This is a genomic window from Planktothrix mougeotii LEGE 06226 (assembly GCF_015207485.1).
In the GTDB taxonomy this organism is placed as follows: Bacteria; Cyanobacteriota; Cyanobacteriia; order Cyanobacteriales; family Microcoleaceae; genus Planktothrix.
The window spans coordinates 17,146-39,628 of sequence record NZ_JADEWU010000003.1 but is presented as its reverse complement, the minus strand read 5'-3'; the positions used below and the strand labels follow the sequence as shown (position 1 = coordinate 39,628).

Genomic DNA, 22,483 nt, shown 5'->3' with positions numbered 1-22,483 from the left:
CCACGATTTTCTACCGATGAGGAGGGTGGTCTATGTACAAACTCAGATAAATTTTGAGTGCTTCTCCTAAACTATAGTATTTTTGCGATCGCTTAACAATATCGCTATAATAAAATTGTTCTAAGTCTGATCTATGTCACAACCTTCTTCTGATCTCAATTCTCAACACTATCGCTTGCAACTCAAGATTCAAGGAACAGTGCAAGGCGTTGGCTTTCGTCCGTTTATTTATCGCCTCGCAACTCAGTTAAACTTAACGGGATGGGTAAATAATTCCGTTCAAGGGGTTTGTATTGAAGTGGAAGGTTTACGGGAGAATTTAGAACAGTTTCAACGCCGTCTTCAACAGGAAAAACCGCCTCAGTCTGAAATTTTAAGTTTAGACTCAATTGGGTTACCAACAGTAGGTTATTCTCAATTTGAAATTCACGTTTCTGACTCTACAACCCACACTCAAAAGTCAGCAATTGTATTACCCGATTTATCAACTTGTTCTGACTGTTTACAAGAAATTTTTGATCCTGAAAATCGCCGTTATCAATACCCGTTTACAAATTGTACCAATTGTGGGCCACGTTATTCGATTATTCAAGGGTTACCTTATGATCGAAATCACACCACAATGTCAACGTTTACCCTGTGTTGTGATTGTCAAAATGAATATAATAACCCTTTAAATCGTCGGTTTCATGCTCAACCCAATGCTTGTCCGGTTTGTGGGCCACAATTAGAATTATGGGATAAAATAGGAAATAAAATTGCTAGTTTTCAGGACGCTTTAAAACAAGCAGCCGATATCATTCGTTCAGGTCAAATTTTAGCATTAAAAGGGTTAGGTGGATTTCTTTTAATCGTCGATGCTAGAAATGCAACGGCTGTACAGAATTTACGCACTCGTAAACGTCGCCCAGCTAAACCCTTGGCGGTGATGTATCCGAATTTAGAACAAGTTAAACAGGATTGTTTGGTTTCTGAATTAGAAGCAAAATTATTATATTCTCCCGCTTCTCCAATTGTTTTGTTACGTCGAATTTCTCCATTAGCAGGGGTAATTTCCCCAGGAAATCCCTATTTAGGGGTGATGTTACCTTACACACCCTTACATCATTTATTATTAGCAGAATTAAATTTTCCGATTGTGGCAACCAGTGGCAATTTTGCCAGTGAACCGATTTGTATTGATGAAGCAGAAGCGGTCACTCGGTTAAATCAAATCGCCGATTTCTTCTTAGTTCATAACCGCCCGATTGTTAGACCCATTGATGATTCTGTGGTTCGGGTGATTGCAGGTGAAGAAATGGTGTTGCGTCGCGCCAGAGGTTACGCGCCTTTACCTGTTCCGATTCCAGAAGAGTCTATAGGCGCAGACAGATCCCCATTTTATCAAACTAACTTTAGTTTAGCACAGCTTTCTGATTTGTCAATAGAAACTCCCCAAAAAATTTTAGCGGTGGGGGGACATTTAAAAAATACAATTGCTATAGCATTTAATCAAAAAGCCTTCTTAAGTCAACATATTGGAGATTTAGAAAACCCCCAAGCTTTAGACGCATTTCAAGAAGTGATTAATAGTCTCAGTAATATTTATGATTTTCAACCGAATATCATTGTTTGTGATGCTCATCCTGATTATTATTCAACGCAATTTGCAGAAGCTTTATCCCAACAAAATCACCCCATTCCTTTGATTCGCGTCCAACATCATCTCGCTCATATTTTTTCCGTTATTGCTGAACATCATTTACAATTTCCCCTCTTAGGAATAGCTTGGGATGGAACCGGATATGGACTGGATGGAACGATTTGGGGGGGAGAATTTTTTCAGATCACAGAAACCCAAATTCAACGCATTGCTTCTTTTCGTCCCTTTCCCCTTCCCGGTGGAGATAAAGCTGTTTATGAACCTCGAAGAATTGCGTTAGGATTATTATATGAATTATTCGGAAATAATATATTTAATCACGAGATGAATTTAGAGTTGACGCAATCTTTCACCACTCAAGAGTTGAAAATTATACAAACTATGCTTAACCGTAAATTAAATACACCTTTAACATCGAGTGTAGGCAGACTCTTTGATGGGGTGGCTGGTTTATTAGGAATTGCTGAAATAGTAAGTTTTGAAGGACAAGCGGCAATGGCGTTAGAATTTGCCATTGATAATTTAGAAACCGATGAATATTATCCCTTTGAATGGTGTGATCTTCCCCAAGCTTTAGAAAAGGGAGAAAATCTAAATTATTTTAATTGGGAAGCTACAATTAAAGCCATATTACAGGATAAAATTAACCAAAAACCCCTTAATTTAATTTCAGCTAAATTTCATAATACTTTAGTTGAGGCGGTTTTAGAAATAGCCAGAAAATTAGGCGAAAAAACAATAACCTTAAGTGGAGGATGTTTTCAGAATCAATACTTAATTGAACGCATGATTAAACGCCTTTGTCAAGAACAATTTCAGGTGTATTGGTCACAAAAAATTCCTCCAAATGATGGAGGATTAGCACTAGGACAAGCTGCCTTTTTAATTAATCATCAACAATCTGTGCCCAATCTGGGAAAGAAGGCGGAAAAAAGTTAATTTCATAATTGGAATCTTCCCATTCTTGCACCCAAAGGGGAATTTTCCCCGGTTCAGGTGTTCGCGCAAATTGTCGTTCTTTAACTTCAATGATCCGAAAAATTTGCTTGAGGGTATCCCCTTTATCTAAAGACTCACACAGCAAATCATCCAGTTCAGGATCAACCCGTTTGACTCGACTTTTTCCGTCTTCAACCCATAACAATTTCAAAGATTCTAAATTGCGAGGGCTTAATTTACTTTTGAAATAGACACGCTTGAGGGTGGCAACGGGATCTAAACTACGTTCAACTCGACGAATTTGTTGTAAGCGAAGATAATGCCATTCCGCTAATCTTAACCGTTCTTCTGGACTAATTACCCCTTTGCTCGTGGCGTGTTTCAAACCATATTTAGCTTGAGAACACCCCAAATTTGCTAACAGGTGAATCAGTTCTCGTTCTTTCGGTGTCGCCTGTCGTCGAACAATCGTATTTGTTGATGCTCGTTGCCTTTTGGTTTCCGTTTGCATTTGTCCACCGACCGTTACTAGAAATACAGTTTCAACTCAACTCATGCAATCCTTGATGATGTCTAATCTGTAAGCCCCATTCTCCGTGACTCATGGGCTACAAACATCCTCAGACCCACGGATGTAGTTGTAGACAAACGGTATGGACTTGAGGACATTCAAGCTTAATCTGGTTAGGGTGTCAAGTCGAACGGAAACACCGAAATAACTAACACCGCTTTATTGACTCCAGAAAGTCTTAATTAACACGCCTAATGATCAATCTACAAGCAGCTTAACCCAAAACTTTAAGCTATGCCTAAATTTGTCATAAATTTAAGTAACTTTCAGAAAAAGTGGGTGATTGCAAAAGACCTCTTGAAATCGTTAAAATCTGCCTGCCATAATCAACATAGACTCGCACACCTTGATCGATCATTTAACTCAGACGTGACTTGTCCGTAGTGTCCATGTTTGTCCAACTAACCCATCAGGGGTTCACAGGAAAGCCATCAGGAAGTTGATCGATCTGGGTATCTTGCCATCAGGTGCATTTTTATTTTCCTCAATAGACTCTTACTATGTCTAATCATAGCCTACCGGGTCAACATCCTTTTCATCTTAGTTTACGCTTTGTGACAATTTTTGTCTGAAGTTAACATCTAGGATCGAGGAATAATTGATCCGGATTTTCCCTAACAAGTCTTCCGTCAATCACAATTAACCTCCTTTTTGATCTTTTTCAACTATTCACTCAGTCTTCAAAATTTCAATCCTCTTTGATTTAAGTTAATATTATTTATTAATATTATTATTAATATTATTTAAAATCTTTTAATCCCCACACCGGGCTATAATACCAGGCACGTTTTAGGATGACTTATGCGCCTACAGGCTTTGGATGTATTTCGGGGAATTGCGATCGCCAGTATGATATTGGTCAATAACCCCGGTAGTTGGGATTTTGTCTATCCCCTGCTCAATCATGCAGAATGGAATGGTTGTACCCCCACAGACTTAGTATTTCCTTTCTTTCTATTTATTGTTGGGGTAGCAATGGCTTTTTCCCTCTTGAAGTATACAAAAGAGTATCGTTCTCCAGAAACGACCGTTCCTGAATCGATTTATTGGCGAATTGCTAAACGATGTGGCATTTTATTTTTATTAGGATTACTCCTGAATGGATTTCCAACTTATAACCTCACCCAAATTCGGATTATGGGGGTTTTACAACGCATTAGTGTTGCCTATTTTTTAGCGGCGATCGCTATTTTTAATCTATCAAAAAAAGGATTATGGATATTAAGTGCTGCAATTTTAGTTGGATATTGGATAGCCCTGCAATATATTCCAGTTCCCGGTTATGGTGCAGGAAATCTAACACCGGAGGGAAATTTTGCTGCTTATATTGATCGAATACTATTAGGTCAAAACCATTTATGGAAAGGGGGAGTTTATGATCCTGAAGGATTATTTAGTACCTTTCCGGCTGTTGTTACCGTTCTAGCGGGTTATTTAACCGGAAATTGGATTAGAAAACAACCGATTAGAACCTACACCAGTATCAGTTTAATTGTATTTGCAATTAGTTGTTTTGTTGTCGGATATTTGTGGGCGGAAATTTTTCCCTTAAATAAATCTCTGTGGACAAGTTCTTTTACCACCGTTACCGTCGGATGGTCATTGTTGCTGTTAGCATTTTGTTATGAAACCCTAGAAGTTCGAGGCTGGACAAAATGGGGATTTCCGTTTAAAGTTATGGGGTTAAATGCCCTTTTTATCTTTGTCGCTTCTGGTTTTGTCGCTAGACTTCTGAATTTAATTAAAATAGGAAATTCCCCCGAAGCTCCCAGCGCTAAAACTTGGTTGTATGAAACCGTATTTCAATCGATTTTTGGCCCGATGAATGGTTCTCTGGCCTTTGCGATCGCAACCCTTTTATTTTGGTGGGTCATTTCCTATTTCATGTATCGTCAGCAATGGTTTGTGAAAGTTTAAACCCTCGACATCCAACCCAAACGAAAAATCGGGATTTGAGCAGCAAAATCTGGGCCAGAAACCGGGTTTCTCAACGAAAAATCGAGATTTGAGCAGCAAAATCAGCGGCCAGAAACCCGGTTTCTCAACGAAAAATCTGGATTTGAGCAGCAAAATCAGCGGCCAGAAACCCGGTTTCTACGCCAGTCCTAAAATCGCTACAATGACAATAGAATGACTATGAGCAGCACAGTCCTATGATTCCAACCGTTATTGAACAATCAGGTCGTGGCGAAAGAGCCTTTGATATCTATTCTCGGCTATTACGCGATCGCATTATCTTCCTGGGACAACAGGTGACAGCAGACCTGGCTAACTTAATTGTGGCGCAGATGTTGTTCCTCGATGCCGATGATCCAGAGAAAGATATTTATCTCTACATCAACTCCCCAGGGGGTTCGGTGTCGGCTGGTTTAGGTATTTTTGACACCATGAACCACATCCGTCCCGATGTTTGTACCATTTGTATTGGGTTAGCCGCCAGTATGGGAGCGTTTTTGTTGAGTGCGGGGGCTAAGGGTAAACGGATGAGTCTTCCCCATTCTCGAATTATGATTCACCAACCCTTAGGAGGCGCCCAAGGACAGGCGACGGATATTGAAATTCAGGCTAGAGAAATTTTGTATCTGAAAAAACGCCTAAATCAACATTTAGCGGATCACACAGGTCAACCCTTATCCCGCATTGAAGAAGATACAGAACGAGATTTCTTTATGTCAGCAGAAGAAGCCATGCAATACGGTTTAATTGATCAGGTCATTAACCGTCGTCCTTCTGCATCAAATCCGGTTGTGAGTTAGTTATTCTTGATAACGTGTCGGTTTAACCCCCCCCCGCTACACCCTTTAGGTGAGCGGAGGGTTGATATAAAAAAAACTCCGAAATTTGTTTTTTAACTGTTCTGAGCAATTGTTAATTTTTTTTAAGTTCAGGGTCTTTTTAGGGTTTTTATCATTGACGCCTTAATAGAGAAGGTTTAGATTATAAAAATTTAGTGGGTTAAAAATTTATTTCTTCATTCTCAACAAGAACCAGACTGTTGCTAGATTAGCCCAGGATGAGTTTCCAATCCCATTAACTTGAAACATCCATTAGCCTAACCTTATGCTAAATCAAGTAACCCAAAAAATCAAAAAAGGATTTCAAGAAGTACCCATTGAAATTGGGCGTTTTGTTTCCCATCAATATCCTGATTTTATTACTAACAATCAATTAGAAAGGTTGCAGGATGAAGTTCCTGTTTTTATGTTTCACACAATTTATCCTAATCTATTTAAACAGCAATTAGAATATCTAAAAATCAATCAATATCAAACCCTAGATTTAAAAACATTTATCGCTTTTTTGAAAGAAGAAGTTGAACTAAAGCAACCGTCAGTCTTAATCACGGTTGATGATGGAGAGAAAAGTTGGTATGAAGTTGCCTATCCTTTACTCAAAGACTATGGATTTCATGCCGTAGGTTTTTTAGTTCCCTTTTATATTAAAGAAAAACCTGAACCTGCTCAAGGGAAAGGCTGGCTTTCATGGCCCGAAGTTATAGAAATGGAAAAAAGTGGTGTTTTTGAATTTGAATCTCACAGCTATTATCATGGAAAAATCTTTACTGAACCTAAAGTTATTGATTTTTTCAATCCCGATTATCCCAATAGCTTAGGAATGCAAACCCCTTGGATTAATGATCAAGGTTCTTATACAAATCAGTTGCCTTTAGGCACTCCCATTTATGAAAATGCGGCTCGTTTAAAAGGAAAGCGACGCTATTTTGATCCCCCCGAAATTCGAGAAGCTTGCATCAATTGGGTCAAGGCTCAAGGAGGAGTAGAAGTCTTTAAGCGTTCCGATTGGAGACAACAACTGCAAAGGGTGTATCAGGAAGCTCAAGAACAGAATCAACTCGCAAACTATGAATCTGAACAGGAGCAAAAAGAACAAATTCTAATCGATTTAGGGCAAGCTAAAAACCACCTATCCGAACGTTTAAATAAACCCATTGAACACCTCTGTTATCCTTGGGGACAAGGGAGCGAACTTTCAGTAAAATTAAGTCAAGAAGTGGGTTATATCAGTAATTTTTGGGATTCGATCCCTCAACGGTCTACCAACCGGAAAGGCGACTCACCCTTGTATACACCTCGAATCAAAGATGATTATCTCATGCGTTTACCCGGAGCAGGTAGAAAACCGCTTTGGAAAATTTTTAAAGACAAGCTCAACCGTCGAGCAAAAACCATAGATTTGTATTAATTCACCAGAGTTTACATTCATTTAACAGAGGAAAAAAATATGAAACCCGTAACCATTGGAATTGTTAACTATAATGGCATGGTTTGTGTTCCTGAAACCTTGTCTGCACTGCAACAATTAAACTATCCCAATTTTGAAGTGATTGTTGCAGATAATTGTTCTACAGATGGAAGTCGAGAATGGATACAGGAACATCATCCCGAAGTGAAATGTCTGTGTTTAGAGTCTAACCGAGGATTACCGGGCGCTCGTCAAGCTCTTTTAGAAATCTGTCAAAACGAATATATTTTGTTTTTAGATAATGATATTGTGGTAGAATCTGACGCTCTAACTTATTTGATGCAGGTGATGGAGAAAGTACCCAATGCAGGAGCTTGTCATCCTGATATTTTAGATAGTCAGAATCCTTTATTTCATCATTATAATGGGGGATGGATTCATTATTTATGTGCATACATTGATCGATCTATACCCGATCAAGAACGAGAAGAATATGAAATTTTTGATGTAATTTCTGCGGGGGCTTTATTGGTTAAACGGGAAACGGCGTTAAAAATTGGCGGGTTTGATTCCGATTACTTTTTTAACTGGGAAGATGGCGATTTTTCGGCTCGATTAACCTTAGCTGGTTATTTATGTTTAAATGTTCCTCAAGCTATTGTTCATCATAAAAGTAAACCCAGAGGTACATCTAAAGCCTTTTATATGGTGCGGAATCGTTGGTATTTTATCATTAAACTTTATAATTGGAGAACTATCATTTTAGCTCTCCCGATGCTGATTATTTTTGAGTTTTCTCAAGCTTTACTCTTAATCGTAAAAGGCAATTTTAAAGATTATATTCGAGGGAATGTAGCTGTTTTTCAAAATCTCCCTATGCTTTTAGAAAAACGGAAAGCTTTCCAAAAATTAAAAATAAAATCTGATCGTGAATGGCTTAGAAGTGGAGAGCTTTATATTCCTGAAACCTTAGTTAAAGGAAGTTTATACACTCTTTTAAAACAAATTTATAATGGTTTTTTTGGAATTTATTGGCAAATCATTAAACCCTTTTGCTAACTCAGATCAGCAACGGATCTTGAAATCCAGGTTAAATCAAAAGTCCATATTGAACAAATGTCAAGTAAATATGAGCAGAATTGTGGTAACAGGTGGATGTGGTTTCATCGGCTCGAATCTAATTGATGCACTCATTAAAAATGGACATCAGGTTAAAGTCTTAGATGACCTTTCAACAGGTAAGATGGAGAATTTAAACCCTGATGCTCAACTGACTGTAGGAAGTATCACGAATGCTGATACTGTCAATTCAGTAATGCAAGATGTAGATGCTTGCTTTCATCTAGCAGCGATCGCTTCCACTCAACTGTCAAATCAAGATTGGCTTGGTACTCATGAAGTTAATCTCACAGGAGCCATTAACATTTTTAATAGTTGCCGCCAAACTCAGATTCCTATCGTTTATGCTTCGTCTGCTGCTGTATACGGAACCACAGATCCAACAAAAATTCAAGAGTCTTTTCCCAAAAAACCTTTAACAGCTTATGGAGCAGACAAGCTGGGATGCGAATTGCACGCTGCTGTAGCTGGCCATATTCACGGTATCCCAACTTGTGGCCTTCGATTTTTCAACGTTTATGGCCCTCGACAAGATCCGAGTTCCCCTTATTCTGGGGTCATTTCTATTTTTTGTGATCGGATTACTGCTGGCAACCCCATCAACATATTTGGAGATGGAGAACAAACCCGAGATTTTATATTTGTTGAGGATGTTGTTCGTTATTTAATTGCTGCTCTAGATCGTACAACGACTGCCGCACCTGTTTTTAATGTCTGTACCGGAAAAGGCATCTCTATCAATGAACTCGCTCGTACTGCTATGCTAGTGGCTAATCAAACCGTACCCATTGAATATCAACCTCTTCGCGAAGGAGATATCCGTCACTCTATTGGCGATCCCACAGCAGCCAATCAGTATTTTAATATTCAAGCAGAAACCAGCATTCAAGAAGGATTGCAAAAACTTTTTAACAGCTTTAATGTTAATTAATTTGTTCAGATTGATAATAGTGTAGACTGTTCCCTGCTCTCAGCGAAAAAACCCGGTAACTTGTAAGAAACCGGGCTTTTAAATCCTCTCAAAATCGATTAATTTTGAATTTGAGAACTCCTTAAATTCTATTGAGCGTTAGGAGCGGGAGCATCAGGAGGAAGAATAACAACCTTAATCACATGAATAACACCATTGCTGGCATTAATATCTGGTTGAACAACTTCAGCACCATTCACTTTAACTTTGCCTTCAGCCACTTCTAAATTAACCGGATCTCCTTCAACCGTAGCGACTTCGCCGGGTTGAATTTCAGCCGAAGCGACTTTAGTGGGCAGAATATGATACTGGAGAATTTGAGCCAATTTTTCTTTATTTTCTGGCTTCATTAACTCTTCTAAAGTTCCCGCAGGTAAGGCTGCAAACGCTTCATCGGTAGGGGCAAAAACGGTGTAATTCCCTGCACCAGATAGGGTTTCAGTTAACCCAGCCGCTTCAACGGCTTTAGTGAAGGTACTAAAAGAGGGGTTGCTGCTGGCAATTTGGACAACGGTTTCTGACTCGTTGGAAACTAAAGCGGCATCTGTTCCAGTATTTTCGGAAGCAACAGCAGGAGTGGTGGTCGCTGTACTGGCTGTGGTATCAGCACCCGGAGAGGGGGAAGCAGTGGTGGCTGTTGTTGTAGAGGTTGTAGACTCAGGAGTCCCTGCTGCTTGTTCGGTCGCCGGTTGTTCCGGGGTGGTGTTGGTGGCAGTAGGCTGACCACAGGCTGTAAGGACAGCGACACTGCTGACGGTTGCTAATAAAGTCAGAAATTTTTGGGTTGTTTGAGCCATGCTATTCATAATTTAGGCGTTTTGTTTGTAAACAGGTACACAAACTGCTTATGTAATTCTAGGCATAGTAACATATCTTCACAAAATTTCAAGTCCTGTTGCAAAATTCAGTCTCCAAACCGCCTCAACCCCTGAAAGACCATTAAGAGATAAAAGCCAGGTTATTTTTAGGTTAAGATATGATTAATCGGTAATTAACGATATCTTAACCTTGCCGGAGGAAGAAAGATGATGAAACAATCTGACTTAGCTCCTTATCCCTATCATCGCTATAAATATCCTATATCAGAGAATGGAATTTTAAACTTCACCCAAGTTCTGCAAGAATCTTTGACTGAGGCATTAGGCGGTAACACCAGCATCGGAGAGATATCCACATTTGGTCAGCCTAAAGGCATAGAGGATGAGACGACAAAATTTATCATTAAAGATCAAAGCGGTCGCAAGATCGCTGTTGCTGTGTGTTCTTCCCCTGCATCTCCAAAGATAGTAGCGCGAGGAGTAGAATCTTCACGTCTTGCTAAACAAAGATTGGGTTCAGGCTTAGGAGATCACATTCTTCAGCCTTTATGTGAGGGGGAATGGGGTGGACTCAGTTACGCTGCCCTTCCCTATTGTCAACCTCTGAGTAATTCACGGCTTTTGTGGTATTCTCAACGTTTTTTGTTGCGTCCCTCGGTGTTCCACTGGTTAACTTGTATTGCTGAAGCCACAGCAACAAAAGCAGACTCCGATGAAATCCAGCAAAACTTTCTGATTCCGCTTAAACACTTGGTAGAATTAGACGGCATCACTGATCCTGTTCGTGCTGGAGCATACGATACTCTCGAACGTCTTGCCAAAGGAACTTGGTCTCCTTATCATGTATTAATGCACAGTGATCTTTGGAAAGGTAACGTTCTGATTGCTCCTTCCTCTGTCAACAACATTGGAAATCGACCCTGGCAAGATCGTTTTGTGATCATTGATTGGCCGGGTGGTTTAATCAAAGGATATGGGATTTATGATTTGATTCGACTAGCCCAATCTTTAAAATTAGGACAAAGGCAACTGCGTAAACAGGTTAATGCTCATTGTCAAATCTTAAATGGTGAGTTCACAGATGCTCGTTGTCATCTTCTAGCGGCTTTAAGTTACCGAGGAATGCACCTCGAAAAATTTCCGCTTGCCAGATTTGCTAAAATGGCAGATTCTTGTCTCAAAACACTTGAAGAAATTGGGGGATAATTTTAACATTTATTTTGTTAGAAAAATTGGCGTTGGGTCAACCAATAGGTGAGCATTTGTCCCCGACCCTTAACGTCAATTAAACCCCGTTCTTCAAAGTTGTATTTTCCATTGAGCAGGTTTTTGGTGGTAGCCGTGACTTGGATTTTCCCCCCTTCCCCTTGAGATTCCATACGGGAAGCAATATTAACGGCATCTCCCCATAAATCATAAATAAATTTTTTCGTGCCAATAACACCTGCAACAACCGGCCCGGTATTAATGCCAATTCTTAAATTAAAAGATTGGTTCGTTTCTCGTTGAAATCGTAGAATTTCTGCCTGCATATCTAACGCCATTTCTGCCATTGCTTCTGCATGGTCATGGCGAGGCATGGGTAAACCTCCAGCGACCATATAAGAATCTCCAATGGTTTTAATTTTTTCTAAATTGTGTTTGTCGGCTAATTCATCAAACGCCGAGAAAATTTGATTCAGTAAATCGACTAATTCCGACGGAGAAATACGGGCGGAAAATCCGGTAAAATCGACAATATCAGCAAACATAATCGTAGCTTGTTCAAAGCGTTCAGCAATAGAATGGGGATTTTGTTTGAGTTGTTCTGCAATCGATTGCGGTAGAATATTCAATAATAACCGTTCTGATTTTTCCTGTTCTGCTTTTAAGGCTTCTAAAACCCTACGTCGTTCTGTTGTATTTCGAGCGACCCAAATCACACAGTTATCAGGCATGGGAGAAACAGTTGCAGCAAACCAGACTTCATCTCCCCCAATAAAATCAGAGGAATTGGGTGCATGATGTCCAGGTTCAGTTTCGGCAGAATTTAAACTATATTCAATATTTAAAGTTTGCTTTGTTTCTAATACTCTTTGAATTTGGTCATAAAATAAAGCGGCATGACTCGGAGGAAAAACTTCAAATACACTTTTTCCCAGACGTTCCTCCGTAGGACTATATAAAACTTCCGAATTGGTGTTCACAATCTTTTTATATCGTCCTTCTCCATCAAAAACCGTAATTACATCGGTCATCGCTGCAAATAAGGCTCTTAATTCTGCTTCTGATTCTCGTAAAGCGACTTCAATCCGGGTTCTTTCGGCTATTTCTCGAACTAATTGATGGTTGGCTTCCCGTAAAGCAGCAGTCCGTTCTTCAACACGGCTTTCTAACTCCTCCATTGCCTTTTGCAGGGCAACTTCAGCTTGTTTTCGCTCATTAATATCTTCAACGGTTCCTTCATAATAAAGTAAACTACCCGCTTCATCTCGCACCGCAAACGCATTTTCTGAAATCCAAGTCAACTGTCCATCTAAGCGACGAATTTGGGATTCAAATCCTACAATTGACCCCTGTTCTTCTAAGAGTCGAACAAACTCTTGACGACGTTGGGGTTCAACATACAATCGATCTTTAATATTCGTTAAATTTTCAATTAATTCTTCAGGAGATTGATAGCCATAAATTCGAGCTAAAGCCGGATTTGCACTTAAATATACTCCTGTCGGTGTACTTTGGAAAATGCCCTCAACGGCGTTCTCAAAAATGCTGCGATAGTTGGCTTCTGCTTGTTTTAAAGCTTCTTCTGCTTGTTTGCGTTCAGTAATATCAATTCCTACAAAGAAAGCCGCTTGATTATTATTATATTTATGAGCCACGATTAAATAGTTTCGAGGTTTGCCTTTAATCACAGACATTACTTCCTGATAAGCATCTCTTTCAGACTGATTAAAAAAGCCTTGAACGAAACTATTAAACTGAAAACTAGCTTTTAAAAATCCAATATCTTGGCCGACAAAATCTTCGGGTTTTAAGTCAAAGGTTGAGGCTAAATAACGATTAACACCTAAATAACGTAAATCCGAACTAATCCAAGAAACTGTCCCCGGAATTACATCTAATACCGCTTCTAATTGATCTTGAGTTAATCGTAAGGCTTCTTCTGCATTTTTACGCGCCGTAATATCAATTCCAACCACAAAAGCCGCTTGATTATTATTATATTTTTGAGCTACAATTAAATAATGTCGTACCTGTTCATTAATAGAAACAGATAGCTCTTGAAAGGCATCAATAATCGAACTATCAAATAAATGTTGGACAAATTGAGTAAACTCAGAATTGTCTCCTAAAAACCCAATATATTGACCAATAAAATGTTCTTTAGGCAAGTTGAACATATCCGCCAACCGTTGATTCACTTCGAGATAACGCAAGTCTGAACTAATCCAAGAAACACTTCCAGGAACGGCTTCTAATACCGTTTGCAATTGATCTTTGGCAGTTTTCAAGGATTCTTCAGCTTGTTTTCGAGCCGTAATATCAATTCCAACCACAAAAGCTGCTTGATTATTATTATATTTTTGAGCTACAATTAAATAATGCCGCCATTTTTTTTGAACTTTCGTTCTAACTTCTCGGTAAGCATCAATTTCAGGACTATTAAATAAATCTTGTACAAAGTTTTGGAATTCGGAACTACCGCCTAAAAACCCAATATGTTGACCTACAAAAGCTTCCCTCGGTAGGTTAAACATCTCCGCTAACCGTTGATTCACTTCGATATAAGACAGATCTGAACTAATCCAAGAAACCGTACCGGGAACGGCTTCTAGCACCGTTTGCAATTGATCTTTGGCAGTTTTCAAGGATTCTTCAGCTTGTTTTCGAGCCGTAATATCGATTCCGACCACAAAAGCCGCTTGATTATTATTATATTTTTGAGCCACCATTAAATAATGTCGCCATTGACCCTGAATTAGGGTTCTCACTTCTCGATACGCATCAATTTCAGGACTATCAAATAAATCTTGTACAAAGCCTTGGAATTCGGAACTGGTTCCTAAAAAGCCAATATGTTGACCGATAAAATCCTCTTTGGGGAGATTGAGCATATTAGCTAATCGGTCATTTACTTCCATATAACGGAGATCAGAATTAATCCAAGAAACGTTACCTGGAACTGCATCTAAGACCGTTTGCAGTTGATCTCTAGCTATGCGGAGCGCACTTTCTGCTTGTTGATGTTGCACAATCTCTTGTACTAAATTATCATTCGCTTCTCTTAAGGCTGCCGTGCGCTCTTCTACTTTTTCTTCTAACTCTTCATTCGCTCTTTGTAATGCGAATTCAAACTGTTTTCTGATTTCAATTTCCTGTTGAAGTTGAGCTTTTGTAGCTTCTAATTCTATAGATTTTTGCTCTAATTGTTCGGCGCGTTCAATGCCTTGGCTGACTTCAGCTAATAATTCAAAAACAATATCAGAGGCATTAAAATTGGCTTCATTAAATCCTAACCAAGGTAAAGGTTTAATCGGTTGTTCACTGGTGTATAAAACCTCAAATTGCTGATTCGGTAAAACTTGACCAATTCGGCAAACTTTAGCAACATGATGATTGGTTTCTAAACGAACCAAGCCACCCGGAGCGAGGAAACGCTGTCCGTAAGAGGCAATGCGAATGCGTTCCACATCAAAGGACTCTGCTAATTCAACAGATTGTTTCCATAGATAAAGTTGACTATAAGCCGTTGCCATAGGGTCATTGGTAACCCGATCTTCTCCATAACGGTGTTTAAAGGATTGGACAAATTGATGATTTTCTGGGGTATTGAGACTTTGAAAATAATGAAAACAACTTAAATGACCAATCGCCGCATTGTGAAGTTGTTGAACTTCATCTTCCGATAAAGAAGTTGCTAAAATGGGAAGCTCAGAAGCGCGAAGCCCACTTTCATAAAATTGGCGATAAAATACTAAATTGCGATCGCCTCTTAAGGTATTAATAATAATATCCGGCTGTGCCTGCCGAATGCGGGTAATAATCGGTTCAAAATCCCGCGTCGAAGAAGGAACATAAGCTTCTCCTACAACCTGTCCCCCGTGATGTTTCAGGTGAACTTTCATCAATTTATTTAGGGTATGGGAAAACACCTGATCCCAACCCAATAAATAACACCGAATTTTTTGATTTCGCCGTAACCAACTAATCGTAGATTCAACTTGTTGATTGGCACAAAATCCGGTATAGAAAATTTGGGTACAATTTTCCAATCCTTCATAAGGCGCTGGATACCACAATTGAGCATTAAAATTTTCCAGCACTGGTTTAACGCCATGACGGCTGGCTGAAGTCCAACACCCAAATAAGGTGGTCAGATTCTCCTGTTGAATCAGTTTTTTTGCTTTTCGCTCAAACGTGAAACAGTCTGAGGCTCCATCCTCAATCATGGGCTCAATCATGTGTCCTAAAACCCCACCTTGAGCATTAATTTCGGCGATCGCCATTAATTCTGCTTCTAGCAGAGGCCTTTCCCGATAAGCCATTGCTCCACTGAGAGAATGCAGTAACCCGACTCGTACACCTGGCATAGTTGATTAACGGCTGGTAGAACTAAACTTTCAATTTCGGGTAAGATAGCCGCACCCTCAAATTCCATTACCCTGAATACCTCACCTATCGATAGACTGTCCTATCACAACAGTCTAAACTGGGATTAGCTGAAATTTCTAATCCGATAATTTAATGATCTTAGCAGCAAATTCTGATGACGTTGGTGGTTAACCGTCAACCGTAAGCTATCAACGGTTAGCCCTCAAGCGTCTAATATCGATTATCGCGTAAATATTGGAGAATCCCCTGGGCGATCGCTTGAGCCATACGACTGCGTTGAGCCGGATCACCTAACATATAGGCATCATAATTATTTGTCACAAACCCCGTTTCCACTAATACCGAAGGCATCGAGGTATTTCGCAATACATAAAAACGCGCTTGTTTAACTCCTCGATTGGGCAATTGTGAAAAACTGCTCATAATACTATTTTGAATATATTGAGCTAGACGAGACCCACTGCTGTAATAATAGGTTTCAATCCCACTGGCAGCCGCATTGGTGGCTGCATTGGCGTGAATACTGACAAACAAGGTCGCATTCATGCGATTTGCCATATCCACACGGGGTTCTAACTCAACGGTGCGATCATCCAAACGAGTCATCACCGCCTGTACCCCATTTTGTTGCAGAATCTGAGCCACCTGTTGAGAAATCGAGAAAACAACATCTTTTTCTCGCAGTCCGCTCACACCCACCGCCCCCGCATCACTACCTCCATGTCCAGGGTCAATAATCACGACTACTCGACTATTGGGAAGGGGAAGGTTAGACGGTGGAGTTGCTGAACGTGGCGGAAACGGAAACGGATTCGGATTCGTTTGGGGAGGATTAGAACGAGGGGGAAACGGTAAGGGATTAGTATTCGTTCTGGGGGGAAGAGGTCTAGGATTAGGAGTTGGAACCGTCGCAACGGGGGTACGTCCAGCCGGAGGAACCCCTAACCCTTCTCCGACAAAAGGTAAAGCCAGTTGTTTCGGACTACTTTGACTAATTTGACCCACTTCAATCCGGGTTGCGGGTTTAATTAATAACGTAAAGGTTTCCGGGTCTTCCCGACGCACCCTTGTCCAAATAATCGGACTCCCAACCTGTCGTTGGGGTAGGGAAACTCCCTCCGCTAAAGCGGCAGAAAAAAACGTAATACTATAGGACTGAGTTTCTGCATCCCAGCCACTACTATAGTTCAGGGGTTGATCCCCTTGGATCAGAAGTTGTTGGTTACGGATTTCAACGGATTTAATCGTCGCAAACCCCGCCGAAAGTTGAACGGCTGGAGGTGTCCCCCCTTGGGGCCAAACCGCCACCCCTCCGGCGGACGCTCTGGCTTGCCAATTTTGATTCCGTTTCGGGGTACTCATGGTGACTCGAACCACCGGAGGGCTGCTAGACAGTTGGGTAACTTGCGTAATCGTCACCCCATCTCGATTCACCTGTTTTCCCGCACTGGTTGACCGACTCGCCAAGGTTGCACCCAGGATATCTAAGGTCATCCAACTGCGATCTTGACTTTGTTTAAATTCAATCTCTGGCATTTTGCCTGTGGTGTGCAGCACAATGCCATTATCGCGAATTTCGACCTGAGCTAAGGTGGTATTCGCTTGATTGGGAATTGAACGATTAACCGTCTGTTGGGGCGTTGGAGGCTGCGGAGGCAGAGGGCGAGGGGTTGTCGCCACAGGATTCGGCTGTGCTACAGGGTTGGGTGTGGGTGTACCCATAGGCTGAGGCGAGGGCAGTTGTACGCTCCACTGACTAGAGGAAATGCCGCGAAACTGTACCTGTTGAGGATCGAGGGTGTAACCATTGGCTAATTCCACAACAATCCGAGCCGTTTGATTATCCACCTGACCGACTCGAATTTCCCGAATTGCACCCCCAATCACCTGCTGACGGGTAACGCCGCCTAAGCTGGTTCCGGGTAAATCAATCACTAAGCGGGTGGGGTTGGACAACAGTTGAGCTTTGGGTTGTACCCCGCTATCGGTGGTAAAGGTCAAGCGGTTTTGAGCCGTTTCAAATTGCCAAGATTGTAGTCTCGCGGCTTGGGCGGGAGAGGTCAGGATAAAAAAGCTCGTTAAACTGGGTAGTAACCAACGCAAAAATAGAGTTTTTCCCATTCGTGACACGCTAAGAACCTGAATTAATAATTGAACCTGGGTCAAGGTTTTACACTCCCACAGCCACACCAAATCGGGATTGTCTTCGCTGTCGTCAGTTGTTGGCGAACAGTCGGAAGCTCGAATCCTCACACACCGTCTGAAAAACGTTGATTTGTCCCACTGGGACAGAATCAACAAAGCGAGTGAATCATATCATAGTTTAGCGATCGCAAGTTTTATTTACATCCAGTTATTGATTAATTCGGTGAGAATTTGTCAATTGAATATTTTGTTGGGGAATCCCAATGGAAATCTGATGTTGATCAAAGGCAATTTTTAAACGCCGTCGATATTCTCGTGCTACCGGCCATTGTTGTAGAGGTTGAGTTTTAATAAAAATCCGAATTCCCATTCCGGTATGATTGAGTTCATCGACTCCTAAAACCGTTGGGGGTTCTAAAATATAAAAACTCCAGTCCGGGTCTTGCTTTAAGGTTTGAGCGACTTCATTAATCACTTGAATCGCGTGATCAACATCGGTATGATAATCCACTCTTAAGGTTAAATCGATCTGTGACCAACCATTAGAAAGATTTTCAACGCTGGTAATAATTCGGTTGGGGACAGTAATTAAATTCCCGTTTGTATTTCGCAGTTGAGTAATGCGTAAATTCATATTCTCAACTTTACCGGAGAGTTGACCAATGGTAATCACATCTCCCACTGCAAATTGATCATCAATCAGAATAAAGACCCCGGCAATAATATCTTTAATTAAATCATTGAACATAATTGATAAAGCTAAACTGATTAACCCCCCTGCGGCTAAAATACTAGCAGAATTGACTTTTAAAACCGCCAAAATCGTAATCATCCAAATGATCAACCAAACCACAATAGCAATACTTTTTAAAGTTTGAGCTAAGGTGTAAGCTCGTAAAGAGCTACGACGATAAACATTAGGATTAACACTAAAAAAAGACGAATCTTCTAAGGCGATCATAAATCGATCAATAAACAGAAGAGTTAAGCGATTAGAAAGATAGATAAAAATTGTGATCATTAATAAAATATTAATGGCTCTTAAAATTAATTGATAATAGCGAGTTTGAGGAAACAAACCTAAAATAATAAAAAAAGCCGTGTAAACGATGATAATTTTTAATATTTCTAAAACCTGACGTTGAAATGTATTCCAATTAATTTGCTTTTTAATCTCAATAAATTCTTGATTTGATTGCTCAGAATTAACATCAGTAATCGGTTTGGGTTTATCATGATTTAAGGGATGGGATGGAATATTTTCTGAGAGAATTTCCCATTTTTTCTTTAATTGTTTTTGTCGATAGGAAATTAAAGCTATTGCCATTGAAATTCCCCAGAGTAGAGAAAAAGCAATTGCAAATTTTTGCTTTAAAAAGTCAGGCTGACGTTCTGATTTAGCTTGTAAAATTCCTTCCTTAATAATCGGAATTAATTCCATAGCATGGCTTTCAGGATCAACGCCATCAATTTCAGCATCTAATGACGTAACAGTCATCAGTTCATAGGGTCTTTCTCGACCTTTCCAAGACGCATAAATTACAGGTAAATTATTTTTAATTTGATAAAAAACCTGTAAACTATTCCAGTCAAACTGACTATTAACAATAAATAAAAGTCGATTTTCTATTTTTCTAATCCGCCGATTAATCGCAGGATTTCCATTGTCATCATTACTGACACGAGGGGCACTAATTTGAAACAATTCTTGACCATCTAATCTGACAGTACCTTGTACGAAAGCGGAATCATCCCCAGGGGCGAGAAAATTGTTCAAAGAATTAGCATTTGGGACTTGTCCCCAAGCTTTCGGTATCGTGATTAAACTCAAGGTAATCAGCATTAAACTGATCAAAAAAATTCCTGGATATTTAGACTTAAAAAAACGCATTTTAACAAATAGTTAAATTAAACAGTTTAGGAAAATAAATTTAAAATTATACCCCCTAAACTTTAGAAATAGAGATCGATTGTTCACCCATCAAAATATCATTATTGAAGGTCATAGATTGGCTATCTTCCTGACAGATGGCTAAATCAAACCAGAAAGTTGTTCCCACACCTAACTCACTAATTAAATGCACTTGACTGCGATGTTTTTCAATAATATTTTTAACAATAGACAAGCCTAATCCGGTTCCTTCTAAAGTATGAACTCGATTTTCCACCCGGAAAAACCGAGTAAAAACAGCACCTTGATCTTCCGGCGCAATTCCCGTCCCGGTATCAGAAACTTCTGTGCGAATATAACGAGTTTTCTGCTTATTTTCAACTAAGTGCAAATCAACAGGACGAGGGGGAGGAGGCGAAATAATCCAGCCTCCTTTTTCAATTTCTTCAAGTTCTTGATCAATCTTGAGATCATCTTCTTCCAACAAATAAACCCGAATAATCACCCGTCCCCCCGAAGAGGTAAATTTCAAAGAATTCCCAACTAAATTGGTTAAAACTTGCAACAATAAATCATAATGTCCTAAAACCGAGGGTAAATCTGGTTCAATTTCTCGACTTAGTTCAATGCCTTTATCCTTCGCATTCAGTTGATAGGTTCTCAAGGTTTGTTCTACGACTTGTGCCATATCAACGGGTTCAAAATGATAAATGCGACAAGATTCTAATCGAGATAAATCTAACACATCATTAACTAAACGAGTTAAACGATCCGTTTCATGATTCGCCGTTGCTAAAAATTCTTGTCGTTCTTCCTCCGTTAAATCTTCCCCATAATCATGCAACGTTTCAATAAAAGATTTTATATTAAATAACGGTGTTCTTAATTCGTGGGAAACATTACTAATAAACTGACTTTTAGCGTCATTTAACTCCACTTCACGGGTAATATCCTGAATGGTCATGGCAATTCCTTTTAAACTTTCCCGATAATTCCCTTCTTCGGGATGGTTTGCCATAACATCATACCCGTCTGTTTCTAGTCTGTGGTCTTCGGTGTCTTTTTCATATAACGTACATTCCTGAACATAGGGACGTTCTGATAATTCACAAGTATTATTCGTATCATTAATACAACTATAACACAGAGGTTCTGTCCCCGGAGATTTATGTAATAAAACCGTTGTTAATAAAATTCTCAACGTGCGGTTGGTTGGTTCTCCCAAAGAACAGCGAAACTCGCCCCCCTCTAGGGTTCCACAGGCGATATTTTGTAAAGGTTCAGATAATTCTTCCGCCACTAAAGTCGGTAAAAAGTTGAGCACATTATTACCAATAACCGTTGTTCCTTCCCAGCCAAAGAGACGGCGTGCTGTAGGATTCACTAACATTAAATTCAATTCTGCATCAATTAAAACCGCCCCATCAGCAATGGTTGAAACTAAGGTTTCTAATTTCGCTTTTTCTGCTGTTAGTTCTTCAAAATTTTGCTCTTCAAAACTTTCTAGGCGTTCTGCCATTTCATTAAAGCTAGAAATTAATTCCCCTAATTCTCCCCCAAAGGGTAAATCTACCCGTTGATTAAAATTTCCCGCCGTAATATTTTTAACGCCTTGCACCAATTCCTTAATCGGTTGAGTAATGGTTAACGCATTAAAAACCGCCCCTAAAATCACCATCACCCAAATAGAAACAAACACCGCTAAAGTAACATCACGGGTTAAATTCGAGGACACCACAACGGTCGGATTTGGATTAATTCCGATGGCTAAAATGCCTAAATAACTGCCATTGTGCATCAAAGGAACAAAAACATCCGTCACTTCTCCGGCGGGAGTTAAATGTTGTCTAATCATCGGTAAATCAGCAAAATTTCCTGACTCCACACTGGCTAAAAAATTATCCGGTAATTGCATCCGTCGCCGCAGCGTTAAGGAATTTTGTACCGCCGAATCAGAAAAGGGTAAACCTAGATAAATTTCTCCCTCTTGATCCGCATATAACATATAGCGGACACTAGAGGTACTGGTGTAAAATTGACGAGAAAATCGTGCGACTTCATCCCGTTTTTCTTCAGCAATTAGAGGGGCAACATTGGCAGCTAAAAGTAACCCTAAATCTCGACCGTAACGGGTATCATTCAGACGAGCATCTTCCTGAATGGTATTAACTGCCCAAAACGTTAAACTACTCATCAACAAAGAAACCACCAGGGTTGCCCCCGCCATTAACCGAGTTTGCAGGGTAAACTCTGACCACCATTTGCCAATAATGTCACCTATTTGTTTGAGGACTCTCAGCATTTTAGGACGATTTGGGGATTGAGGGTTCGGGGGTAACTCTGGGTTCATCGGCAATACAGTTAGGGTTCCTGATTTGTCGATATACCATATTCATCTGTGGAGATGCAGAGTTTTATCCCCAGTCAGCGTTAAGTTTTGTTAACAACACTATACATCCTAACAGCAGTAATCAGTTATCAGTCATCAGTCATCAGTTATCAGTGTGTCAGGGTGGCTTGCTGTCAGATGTGGATGATTACTAAAATCTGGCTATCTCCTGAAAGCCGCGTCACTACAGACTCTAGCTTT

General features: G+C 40.0%; 12 protein-coding genes and 1 pseudogene. 7 read left to right on the top strand and 6 right to left on the bottom strand.

Annotation, left to right across the window (positions count from 1 at the left end):
* Window positions 1–133 precede the first annotated feature (133 nt).
* The gene (hypF, locus tag IQ236_RS02110; protein ID WP_193867750.1) at window positions 134–2,581 is read left to right on the top strand and encodes a carbamoyltransferase HypF; all 2,448 of its coding nucleotides are present in this window, start codon (window positions 134–136) and stop codon (window positions 2,579–2,581) included.
* Here the strand turns inward: hypF and IQ236_RS02105 are convergent.
* Window positions 2,529–3,092: a hypothetical protein gene (locus IQ236_RS02105; RefSeq protein ID WP_190520767.1), complete on the bottom strand. Its 564-nt coding sequence runs from the start codon at window positions 3,090–3,092 to the stop codon at window positions 2,529–2,531. The two genes, hypF and IQ236_RS02105, sit on opposite strands and share 53 nt — an antisense overlap.
* 861 nt (window positions 3,093–3,953) lie before the next feature.
* On the opposite strand from IQ236_RS02105, the gene IQ236_RS02100 reads away from it, so the two are divergent.
* The 5 genes and pseudogenes from IQ236_RS02100 (at window position 3,954) to IQ236_RS02080 (ending at window position 9,405) form a co-directional block, all read left to right on the top strand.
* Entirely contained in the window at window positions 3,954–5,069 is a 1,116-nt protein-coding gene (locus tag IQ236_RS02100) for an acyltransferase family protein (protein WP_193867749.1), read from the top strand.
* A gap of 233 nt (window positions 5,070–5,302) precedes the next feature.
* A pseudogene (gene clpP, locus IQ236_RS02095) lies at window positions 5,303–5,908 on the top strand (ATP-dependent Clp endopeptidase proteolytic subunit ClpP); the annotation flags it as partial.
* 304 nt (window positions 5,909–6,212) lie between these two features.
* Window positions 6,213–7,355: a polysaccharide deacetylase family protein gene (locus tag IQ236_RS02090; RefSeq protein WP_193867747.1), complete on the top strand. Its 1,143-nt coding sequence runs from the start codon at window positions 6,213–6,215 to the stop codon at window positions 7,353–7,355.
* A 39-nt stretch (window positions 7,356–7,394) separates the two neighbouring features.
* Window positions 7,395–8,414: a glycosyltransferase family 2 protein gene (locus IQ236_RS02085; RefSeq protein WP_193867746.1), complete on the top strand. Its 1,020-nt coding sequence runs from the start codon at window positions 7,395–7,397 to the stop codon at window positions 8,412–8,414.
* A 70-nt stretch (window positions 8,415–8,484) separates the two neighbouring features.
* Window positions 8,485–9,405: an NAD-dependent epimerase/dehydratase family protein gene (locus IQ236_RS02080; RefSeq protein WP_193867745.1), complete on the top strand. Its 921-nt coding sequence runs from the start codon at window positions 8,485–8,487 to the stop codon at window positions 9,403–9,405.
* 128 nt (window positions 9,406–9,533) lie between these two features.
* On the opposite strand, the gene IQ236_RS02075 is transcribed toward IQ236_RS02080, so the two are convergent.
* Window positions 9,534–10,241: a fasciclin domain-containing protein gene (locus IQ236_RS02075; protein WP_193867744.1), complete on the bottom strand. Its 708-nt coding sequence runs from the start codon at window positions 10,239–10,241 to the stop codon at window positions 9,534–9,536.
* A gap of 228 nt (window positions 10,242–10,469) precedes the next feature.
* On the opposite strand from IQ236_RS02075, the gene IQ236_RS02070 reads away from it, so the two are divergent.
* Complete coding sequence (locus IQ236_RS02070) at window positions 10,470–11,468, top strand: hypothetical protein (RefSeq protein WP_193867743.1); 999 nt, start codon at window positions 10,470–10,472, stop codon at window positions 11,466–11,468.
* 17 nt (window positions 11,469–11,485) lie between these two features.
* Here the strand turns inward: IQ236_RS02070 and IQ236_RS02065 are convergent, their stop codons facing one another.
* The 4 genes from IQ236_RS02065 to IQ236_RS02050 all read right to left on the bottom strand — a co-directional run bounded on the left by IQ236_RS02065 (window position 11,486) and on the right by IQ236_RS02050 (window position 22,195).
* Window positions 11,486–15,835: a transporter substrate-binding protein gene (locus IQ236_RS02065; protein WP_193867742.1), complete on the bottom strand. Its 4,350-nt coding sequence runs from the start codon at window positions 15,833–15,835 to the stop codon at window positions 11,486–11,488.
* Window positions 15,836–16,067: 232 nt separating this feature from the next.
* Entirely contained in the window at window positions 16,068–17,978 is a 1,911-nt protein-coding gene (locus IQ236_RS02060) for an N-acetylmuramoyl-L-alanine amidase (RefSeq protein WP_193867857.1), read from the bottom strand.
* Window positions 17,979–18,210: 232 nt separating this feature from the next.
* The gene (locus IQ236_RS02055; RefSeq protein ID WP_193867741.1) at window positions 18,211–19,893 is read right to left on the bottom strand and encodes a mechanosensitive ion channel family protein; all 1,683 of its coding nucleotides are present in this window, start codon (window positions 19,891–19,893) and stop codon (window positions 18,211–18,213) included.
* Between the two features lie 55 nt (window positions 19,894–19,948).
* The gene (locus IQ236_RS02050) at window positions 19,949–22,195 is read right to left on the bottom strand and encodes an ATP-binding protein (RefSeq protein ID WP_190520851.1); all 2,247 of its coding nucleotides are present in this window, start codon (window positions 22,193–22,195) and stop codon (window positions 19,949–19,951) included.
* Between the last annotated feature and the right edge of the window lie 288 nt (window positions 22,196–22,483).

What these genes read in the sequence shown, in the direction of transcription:
- IQ236_RS02085 (WP_193867746.1), top strand. Translation starts at nt 7,395, where the DNA reads ATGAAACCCGTAACCATTGGAATTGTTAACTATAATGGCATGGTTTGT.
- IQ236_RS02100 (WP_193867749.1), top strand. Translation starts at nt 3,954, where the DNA reads ATGCGCCTACAGGCTTTGGATGTATTTCGGGGAATTGCGATCGCCAGT.
- IQ236_RS02065 (WP_193867742.1), bottom strand. Translation starts at nt 15,835, where the DNA reads ATGCCAGGTGTACGAGTCGGGTTACTGCATTCTCTCAGTGGAGCAATG.
- IQ236_RS02075 (WP_193867744.1), bottom strand. Translation starts at nt 10,241, where the DNA reads ATGGCTCAAACAACCCAAAAATTTCTGACTTTATTAGCAACCGTCAGC.
- IQ236_RS02070 (WP_193867743.1), top strand. Translation starts at nt 10,470, where the DNA reads ATGATGAAACAATCTGACTTAGCTCCTTATCCCTATCATCGCTATAAA.
- IQ236_RS02055 (WP_193867741.1), bottom strand. Translation starts at nt 19,893, where the DNA reads ATGCGTTTTTTTAAGTCTAAATATCCAGGAATTTTTTTGATCAGTTTA.
- hypF (WP_193867750.1), top strand. Translation starts at nt 134, where the DNA reads ATGTCACAACCTTCTTCTGATCTCAATTCTCAACACTATCGCTTGCAA.
- IQ236_RS02060 (WP_193867857.1), bottom strand. Translation starts at nt 17,978, where the DNA reads ATGGGAAAAACTCTATTTTTGCGTTGGTTACTACCCAGTTTAACGAGC.
- IQ236_RS02105 (WP_190520767.1), bottom strand. Translation starts at nt 3,092, where the DNA reads ATGCAAACGGAAACCAAAAGGCAACGAGCATCAACAAATACGATTGTT.
- IQ236_RS02090 (WP_193867747.1), top strand. Translation starts at nt 6,213, where the DNA reads ATGCTAAATCAAGTAACCCAAAAAATCAAAAAAGGATTTCAAGAAGTA.
- IQ236_RS02080 (WP_193867745.1), top strand. Translation starts at nt 8,485, where the DNA reads ATGAGCAGAATTGTGGTAACAGGTGGATGTGGTTTCATCGGCTCGAAT.
- IQ236_RS02050 (WP_190520851.1), bottom strand. Translation starts at nt 22,195, where the DNA reads ATGCTGAGAGTCCTCAAACAAATAGGTGACATTATTGGCAAATGGTGG.